Genomic DNA, 8,628 nt, shown 5'->3' on the forward strand with positions numbered 1-8,628 from the left:
CACTACATGGCCCAGGTCAAGCAGTTTGACCTGCTCAGCCGGGAAGAGGAATACGAACTGGCCAAACGCTATCGGCGGGATGGCGACCTGGAGGCGGCCCACCGCTTGACCTGCGCCAACCTTCGCTTTGTGGTCAAGGTGGCGATGGAATATCGCAACTACGGCATGAAGCTGCTGGATCTGATTCAGGAAGGAAACATCGGCCTGATGATGGCCGTCAAAAAATTCGACCCGGAGCGGGGCATTCGTCTCATCTCTTATGCCGTCTGGTGGATTCGCGCCTATATTCAGAACTATATCGTCAAAACCTGGTCACTGGTCAAAATCGGCACCACCCAGGCCCAGAAGAAACTTTTCTTTAAACTCAAGCAGACCCAGGCCACCCTGCTGCGCTTGACCGGCAGGGAAGACCATGACGAATTGGCACGGGAACTCGAGGTGCGCAACGAAGACGTTGAAGAGATGGTGACCAGAATGGCCGCCCGCGACACGTCGCTGAACGTCGAACTGGTTGAGGGGGAAAGTTTCACCCTGCTGGAAACCCTGGCGGACGAAACCGACAACCAGGAAACCCGCCTGCTCGAACACGAGCAGCAGCAGATGCTGTCGGGCCAGGTTCAATCAGCCCTCAGCCGCCTCAACGAGCGGGAGAGACAGATTATCCACGACCGGATACTCAGCGACTCGCCCCGAACCCTGCAGGAACTGGCCGACGACTACGGGATCAGCCGTGAGCGGGTCAGGCAACTGGAGAAAAATGCTCTCTGCAAAATGAAGGGAGCCTTGGAACCCGCCTCTCAGTTCTGAATATGAATAGAGGAGATTCCGGCAGGGTTTCTCCCGGTTGACGGGCACAGAAGACACAAATGGCATTGACAAAAAATGCCTCATCCCGTACTTTCTAGTGATTCGCTATCATTAAACTTTTAAGGATAGATACTCCATGAAAAACCTGTTTGCCGCTTTTGTTGTGCTGTTGCTGGCAACTGCATGTGCATCGACTGTCGTCCCCCCACCCAAAACGGCTGACCACTACCTTCAGGAAGGTGAAACCTTCTTCGAGCAGGGGCTTTACGACGACGCCATTGCCAACTGGGAAAAAGTTCGAGACAGCTACTATTCGCCGGAACTGAATACCCTGGCCGAGATGAAGATTGCCGAGGCATATTTCCTTTCCGAGCGCTATATTGAAGCGGCAACGGCCTATGAAGACTTTCTCAAGCAGCACCCTAACCATCCCCGCACCGCTGAACTTCTGAATCAGCTGGGACTCTCCTATTACAACCAGATCCTCACCCCCGACCGGGATCAGACAGCAACCAAAAATGCCCTGGTAACCTTCAACGATCTGCTGAAGCGATTCCCCGACTATCCCCGTCAATACGAATTGAAGGAAAAAATCGCTCAGTGCCAGGATCGACTGGCCGAACACGAAATGATCGTCGGCAATTTCTACCTGCGGACGGAAAAGTACCAGGCCGCCGTCAACCGGATCAGCCCGATTTTCAACCGCTATCCTGACTACAGCAAGAAAGACGAAGCCTACTACTATCTCGGCCATGCCTACCTGATGCTGGAAAACCGTCAACAGGCCGCTAATGCCTTCAATATCCTGTATCGTGAATACCCTTCCAGCAAGTATGTGCTGGCCGCCCAGAAACTGGTGGAAAAAGAGTACTGACCCGGCTCTTTTGAGCGACCAGGAGTTCAGCGGTCGGCACGCCCCCCCCGAAGACAAGTCGCGATCCACCGGTTTCGAATGGATCGATCATGAGCCGTAGATTTTCAGCTTCTGCTGCATAGACCCGCGCCTCCTCTCGTAAAATTCCCGTTTTCAGCCGAAAAGCCCCGCCACCTCATGGTCGCCGGGGCTTTTTGGTAACACCCCCCCTCCTACACAAATCATCGCGTCAATAGACCATCGGCAGTTAGTAAATTCCAATTAGTACCACATTAACCACACTTATCATTTACCGAGGGTAAACCTATATTCACTCAAGATAAAACGTATACGCAACCACACTCAATGAGCGATAACTATCAATTATCACTATGTAACAGCGGTTCACTGCGACAAAAAATAAGTCCCGGTGAACAACGACCAAATAAGCGGACACCAATCTATCTCCCCCAATCGAAAGTCCCCACAGCACATATCGGAAAAAACTGTTTTTACGAGACTTTTTGCTTCCGGCAGGAATAAAAAACCCGTCCAGCAGAAGATTTGCGGATATGTTTTACCATAAGTGAATGAGAGAAGTTTTTCCTTGACTACTGCACTCACCGCATTATATAAGTCTCACCTATAACAGGATTATAGAACCATCAGCTAGCCATTGCAGTTTTGGCCGAGAACGACCGTAGTCTTAGTGCAAAAACAGACAACGATTACGGCAACGCTCGGCATATCCGTAAAATTCAATGAAGGAGAGAGAAGATGTCCGAGTTCGGTACCCTGGAAAGTCGCGTTCGTCGCAAGTCGCTGCTCAGCAAAGTCATGAAGGCTGCGGACACCATTCCGCTGTTCAAGGCCGGCATGAACCTGGCCTGGTCCGGCTTTACCCCGGCTGGCTATCCTAAAGAAGTACCCATCGCGCTGGCCGACCACGTCGAAGCCAACAACCTGCAGGGCAAGCTGAAGTTCAACCTGTTCATCGGTGCCTCGGTCGGTGCCGAGACCGAAGACCGCTGGGCGACCCTCGACATGATCGACCGCCGCTGGCCCTACCAGACCGGCAAGAACATCGCCGCCGGGATCAATGCCGGCCGCATCCGCATGGGCGACAAGCACCTCGGTCACTATGCCCAGGACATCAGCTACGGCTTCTATACCGAAAACGGCCGCTACGACATCGGCATCATCGAAGTTTCGGCCATTACCGAAGATTGCGGCCTGGCCCTGACCACTTCCTGCGGTATCGTCGCCGAGATGATCAACCTCTGCGACAAGATCATCATCGAGGTGAACACCGGACAGCCTTCCTTCGAAGGGATGCACGACATCCACATGCAGCAGAAGCCGCCGCGTCGGGCCCCGTTCCTGATCACAGCAGCCGACAGCCGCATCGGCACCCCGTACGTTCCCTGCGACCCGGACAAAATCGTTGCCATCGTCGAGTCGAAGCGCCGCGACAAGGGCCGCGCCTTCGCCGAAATGGACGACACCTCCGATGCCATCGCCGGCCACATCATGGACTTCTTCGCCCATGAAGTGAAGCGCGGTCGCCTGCCCGAGAACCTGCTGCCGCTGCAGTCGGGCGTCGGCTCGATCGCCAACGCCGTTGTCGGCGGCCTGGCCAAAGGTCCCTTCAGCAACCTGTCGGTCTACACCGAGGTACTGCAGGACACCATGCTCGACTTCTTCGACGGCGGCAACCTGCGTTGCGCTTCGTCCTGCTCCCTCTCCCTGTCGGAAAACCCGGGTTTCCCCCGTTTCTTCGACAACTGGGAAAAGTACTTCAGCAAGATCACCCTGCGCCCCCTGTCGATCGCCAACGCCCCTGAGCCGATCCGCCGCCTCGGCGTCATCGCCATGAACACCCCGGTTGAGTTCGACATCTACGCCCACGCCAACTCGACCCTGGTCGGCGGCACCCGGATGATCAACGGCCTCGGCGGTTCCGGCGACTTCCTGCGCAACGGCTACCTGAAGATCATGCACAGCCCGTCGGTCCGCCCCAGCAAAACCGATCCCCTCGGCATCACCTGCGTGGTTCCGAAGGCACCCCACGTTGACCACACCGAGCACGACCTTGACGTGCTGGTCACCGAGCAGGGCCTGGCCGACCTGCGCGGTCTGGCGCCGAAGGACCGCGCTAAAAAAATCATCGAAAAGTGTGCTCACCCCGAGTACAAGCCGATTCTTACCGACTACTTCGAAATGGCCAAAAAAGAGACCATTGCCAAAGGGGTTGGCCACGAGCCGCAACTGTTCGACCGCGCCTTCAAGATGCAGCTCAACCTGGCACAGAACGGCACCATGAGAATCAAGAACTGGGACATCAAGATCGACCTCTGCGAATAGTCCCTGTTGCTGCTCCAGATCAAAGCCCCGCCGGGTCTCCCCGGCGGGGCTTTTTCATGCTTGTTCACGGGCATCTGCCGCTCCTGTCATTGACTGAACTGACGGTATCTGCTAGAGTCCGGGACGTTCTACCATGTCAATCCAAAGGAGCACTTCCCATGAGTGAAAAAAACCCTGTCGTCCTGATGAAAACCTCCATGGGCGACATCACCATTGAACTGGACGCCCAACATGCCCCGGTTACCGTGAAAAACTTTCTGGACTACGTACAGGACGGATTTTACGAAGGCACGATCTTCCACCGGGTGATCAACAGCTTCATGGTTCAGGGCGGCGGCATGACAGCGGACATGAAAGAGAAGAAGAACAAGGCCCCGATCAAAAACGAAGCGGACAACGGCCTCAAAAATGTTCGCGGCAGCCTCGCCATGGCCCGCACCCAGGTGGTCGACAGCGCGACCTCCCAATTCTTCATCAATGTCGTGGACAATGACTTTCTCAATCACCAGTCGAAAACGCCGTCCGGCTACGGCTACGCGGTCTTCGCCAAGGTCATCGATGGAATGAACGTCGTCGATGAGATCCGCAAGGTCAAAACCGGCAACAAGGGCTACCATCAGGATGTCCCCGCTGAGCCGGTGACCATAGAAAAAGTCAGCTTGCTGATCGCCGAATAACTTTCGCAAGTACAGCAAACAAAAAGCCGGGGGAAGATTCCCCGGCTTTTTTCGTTGGTACCCCGTCGCGCCTGTGTTAGATTCATGACAATCTAATACGCTGTTATATTTGCATTTCGCAAAGGATAACCGGTGCCTGGCAAACATCTGAACGACAGGCTGTTCAGGGCCTATTACTTCTTAAAATTCTACCTCTTCCGCAAGGAACGCCAGGCCCGTAAAGCCGCGGGCCCCGGACGGGGATTCGTCGGCATCCAGATTGACGGCCTCTCCTATCCGCACCTGAAAATGGCCCTCGCCCGGGGCTATCTGCCCAACATCCAGCGCCACCTGAACCGTGGCTTTGTCGCGCGGGAATACCAGGCTGGCTTGCCCAGCACCACCCCAGCCGCCCAGGCCGCCATTTTCTACGGCGACAGCAGGGGCATCCCCGCCTTCCGCTGGTTTGAAAAGAGCAGCGGACAGCTGATCAGCTGCAACGATCCCGATCATGTACAGCATTTTCGCGAAAACCTGTTTACCGGCAAAGCCGGGGTTTTGTCCGGCGGCTCATCCTACTCCAACATCATTGACGGTGGTGCGGCACGCAGCATCTTCACCGTATCCTCACCCCACCCGCAAACCCTGTTCGGCCGGTTCGGGGGGTTTCGCTTCATGGTCCTCTCAATCCTGCATCCACTGCGCATCTGCCGCATGGGCGTGGCCACGGTAGCCGAATACGTTACCGACATTTTTGAGCGCCTGCATTACCGTAAAACCCGCCCCTGGCGGGTCAGTGAAGGGCTGTTCCCGCTGATCCGCATTTTCTGCAACGTCATCCTGCGCGAGCTGCAGACCTTCGGCGTCATTGCCGACATCTATGCCGGCGTCCCTTACATCTACACCACCTACAGCGGCTACGACGAACTCGGCCACCATTTCGGCCCCGGTTCAACGGCGGCCCTGAGAAGCCTGCGTCACACCGACAAGCGGATTGGTGAAATCATGCGCATGCTCAGGCACGCGCCAGGAGCGGATTACCAGCTGGTCATCCTTTCCGACCACGGCCAGACTCCGGGATACCCTTTTCACAACCGCTTTGGAGCAACCCTCGGCGACGCCATCAGTGCCTTTTTGAAAAAAAACCAGCAGGCGGCCGTGTCAGCCGGGCCCCTCGACTTCACCCGTATCCAGCTGGGCTACCTGCGCGACGAGCTGGATGCCCGACCTGGGGGCTGGCGCAACCGCCTTTACCGTGCGACCAAAAACCTGATGCAGAAAAAAATTCGGGCCCTGGTCCCTGAAACGATCAAGGTCGACCAGGAAGGGGGAGTGGTCGTCACCTATTCCAGTTCCCTGGCCCACCTGTACATAACCGGCAGTCGGCAGCGCCTGAATGCCATCGAGGTCGAGTCGGCCCAGCCGTTGCTGGTACGCTTCCTCAGCCAGCACAAGGGAATCGGGTTCGTTCTGGCCAAAGGAATCGGCAACGAGACCTGGTGTTATCACGACGGCGGCCATACCTGTGCTTCGGCCGAATCGCCGCCGCCTGAAGCGGAACTTGAGTTTTTGCGCCCCTACGGCAACCCCGTGGAGTTGTGGACCCGGCTCTGCCAGTTTGCCATGGACGACGCCTGTGGCGACCTGATCCTGTTCGGGGCCTACGACGGTGAACGGATCGCCTGCTTTGACGACCAGGTGGGTGGCCACGGCTCGGTCGGCGGCGAGCAGTCACGCCCCTTCCTGATCCTGCCCAAGAACCATCCCCTGCAGGAGAAGACACAACTGGTCGGCAACGAATTCCTCTATTACGACGTTTTTGCCCCCTGCCGAACCGAACTCACCCCTTGACCGCCATCACATACTTGAGGTAGCGCCCCTCGGGAAAGGTCAACGGAAAGGGAAAATCCTCCGGCTGCCCCATCACCCGAACCACCCGCAAATCACATTGCTGCTGCAAGGCGCCGCGGCGCAACTCCTTGAGGTAGTCGGCCAGATCAACCTTCTGGTGATTTGAAGAGGTAATCAGCAGCCCCCCGTCCGCCAGCAGCGGCAGGGCGGCCGCAACCAGGTCGGAGGTGCCGCCGCGGGTGGTAAACCGGCTTTTCTTGGTAGTGGAAAAGGACGGCGGATCCATCAGGATAATGTCGAACTGCCGCCCCTGCCCCTGCAGCTGCCGCAGCGCCTTCAGGCAGTCATCGACGATGAATTCGTGACGGCGGGGATTTTGCCGGTTGATCGAGAAGTTCTCCTCGGCCCACTTCAGGTAATACCCGGAGGCATCCACACTGGTTACCCTGGTGGCCCCGGAACAGGCGGCCGCAACGGAAAACGCCCCGGTGTAGGCAAACAGGTTGAGGACGTTCTTTCCCGCCACCCGCCCCATCAGGTCCCGGCGATTGGCCCGCTGGTCGAGGAAAAGCCCGGTATTGAGCCCCTCTTCGAGCTCGACCAGAAATTCCAGTCCGTTTTCCTGCACCTGCAGTCGTCCGCGACAAGCCGAACCGGCCAGCAGCCTGCTGAACTTTTTATTCTCGGAAACCGCTTCGAGTTCGCGGGTCTTCTGGGGCCGCCGTTTTTCGTAAATCCCTTTGGTTTGACACTCTTTCTCCAGCACCTGGACCAGCATCGGCAGGTGCGGACTCCAGCTCTCCGCATAGAGCTGAACCATCAGGTAATCACCGTAACGGTCGACCGTGAGCCCCGGCAGGCCATCCCCCTCGCCGTTGATCAGACGATAGGCCGTGGTCCCTGACAGGTCGAGGTGCCGTTCACGCAGCTGCCGGGCTCGCACCACCTTGCTCCGCAGCCACTCCTTGTCCAGCTTCATCGGTCCGAATTCGAGTACCCGGGCCACCACGTGGGCACTCGGTTCAAGCAGGGCCATGGCCAGCAGCTTGCCCTGCTCGTCAGTGAGCGGCACCAGCTCGCCCGGCCTGGCCTGAGGCCAGCGCCTGGTATAGCGGTCAGTCAGCACCCAAGGGTGACCGAGCTCAAACATGCGGGCCGTCTCGGGCCCAACGATAAAATGCCGATCCTTCATGGGATACCTTTCTGCGAACAGGATTGTTCGGTCCGGATTGTAGCGGATAGGCGGTCACAGGCCAAGCGCAAAAACCTTGAGCGCGCGCCGACCTTCTATGCTAAACTCCTGGCGCTTTGGCAAATACCTTCAAGGAGCGCGTAATGAGCGAACAACCGAAAACCAAGGGGGAACTGGTCATAGAGAAGATCATGGAGGAGCTTGACCCGGCATCTGACCGCTACCAGGTGCTGGCCGTGGCCAGCACGTTCAAGTCATCGTGGGTCGCCCTCGGAGAGAAACTGCTGCAGGTCAAGCGAAGCGGCCTGTTTCAGCAGTGGGGATACGAGAATTTCGAGGATTACTGCAGCCGCGAAGTCCGTATCAAGAAACCGACCGCACAGAAGCTGACCCTCGCCTACAGTTTTATCGAAAAAGAAGAACCGCAGATGATGACCCGGCACACCGAACTGAAGCCGCTGCCGGACTACCGTTCGGTCGAACTGCTGCGCCAGGCCCGGGAAGAAAAGGACTTTTCCAGCGAAGAATATGCCGACCTGCGCCGGGCGGTGGTCGAGGAAAACCGCAGCCACCCGACGATCCTCAAACGCTTCAACGAGGTGGCTGCAAACAAAGCCGGAGCGGCGGCGCCCTCCCCGCTTGAACAGATCAAGTCAGGCCTGAGTGCCGCCCGCAGGCTTGCCAACATCTTGGATCAGATCGAGATCGTCCCGCAACAGCATCGGGACGACCTCGAGAGCCTTTCGGCCTGGCTGCAGGAGAACCTGGAACGCCTCGCAGCCGACGCCCCGGCGTTTTAAAAAGCCAAGGGCAGCAACCGGTAGGTAAAGGCCAGCAGCAGGGTCCCTGAGACACAGAGGGCCAGGTAGAGCAGCAGAACCCGCTTGCGAAACATGGAGATGAAG

General features: G+C 57.4%; 7 protein-coding genes. 6 read left to right on the forward strand and 1 reads right to left on the reverse strand.

Annotated features, from left to right (window positions below):
- The 5 genes from rpoH to ABYV89_RS11465 form a co-directional block, all read left to right on the forward strand.
- Nucleotides 1–807, forward strand: an 807-nt coding sequence (gene rpoH / locus ABYV89_RS11445) for an RNA polymerase sigma factor RpoH (RefSeq protein WP_432823085.1), incomplete at its 5' end; no start/stop codon positions are given.
- 136 nt (nt 808–943) lie between these two features.
- Nucleotides 944–1,681 (forward strand): outer membrane protein assembly factor BamD, encoded by a 738-nt coding sequence (locus tag ABYV89_RS11450; protein ID WP_432823086.1) that lies wholly within the window; start codon nt 944–946, stop codon nt 1,679–1,681.
- A 756-nt stretch (nt 1,682–2,437) separates the two neighbouring features.
- Nucleotides 2,438–4,024, forward strand: coding sequence for an acetyl-CoA hydrolase/transferase C-terminal domain-containing protein (locus tag ABYV89_RS11455; RefSeq protein ID WP_432823087.1), 1,587 nt, complete (start codon nt 2,438–2,440; stop codon nt 4,022–4,024).
- 158 nt (nt 4,025–4,182) lie between these two features.
- Nucleotides 4,183–4,701 carry a peptidylprolyl isomerase gene (locus tag ABYV89_RS11460; protein WP_432823088.1) on the forward strand — a complete coding sequence of 173 codons (519 nt, stop codon included), beginning with the start codon at nt 4,183–4,185 and terminating at the stop codon, nt 4,699–4,701.
- A gap of 132 nt (nt 4,702–4,833) precedes the next feature.
- Nucleotides 4,834–6,531, forward strand: a complete 1,698-nt coding sequence (locus ABYV89_RS11465; protein ID WP_432823089.1) for an alkaline phosphatase family protein — start codon at nt 4,834–4,836, stop codon at nt 6,529–6,531.
- Here the strand turns inward: ABYV89_RS11465 and ABYV89_RS11470 are convergent.
- The gene (locus ABYV89_RS11470) at nt 6,521–7,723 is read right to left on the reverse strand and encodes a class I SAM-dependent rRNA methyltransferase (protein ID WP_432823090.1); all 1,203 of its coding nucleotides are present in this window, start codon (nt 7,721–7,723) and stop codon (nt 6,521–6,523) included. The genes ABYV89_RS11465 and ABYV89_RS11470 overlap by 11 nt on opposite strands.
- A 143-nt stretch (nt 7,724–7,866) precedes the next feature.
- Here ABYV89_RS11470 and ABYV89_RS11475 point away from each other — a divergent pair, with 143 nt between their 5' ends.
- Nucleotides 7,867–8,523: a hypothetical protein gene (locus tag ABYV89_RS11475; protein WP_432823091.1), complete on the forward strand. Its 657-nt coding sequence runs from the start codon at nt 7,867–7,869 to the stop codon at nt 8,521–8,523.
- Nucleotides 8,524–8,628: the final 105 nt, after the last annotated feature.

Origin of the sequence: Trichloromonas sp., assembly GCF_041583255.1 — a bacterium.
Taxonomy (GTDB): domain Bacteria; phylum Desulfobacterota; class Desulfuromonadia; order Desulfuromonadales; family Trichloromonadaceae; genus Trichloromonas.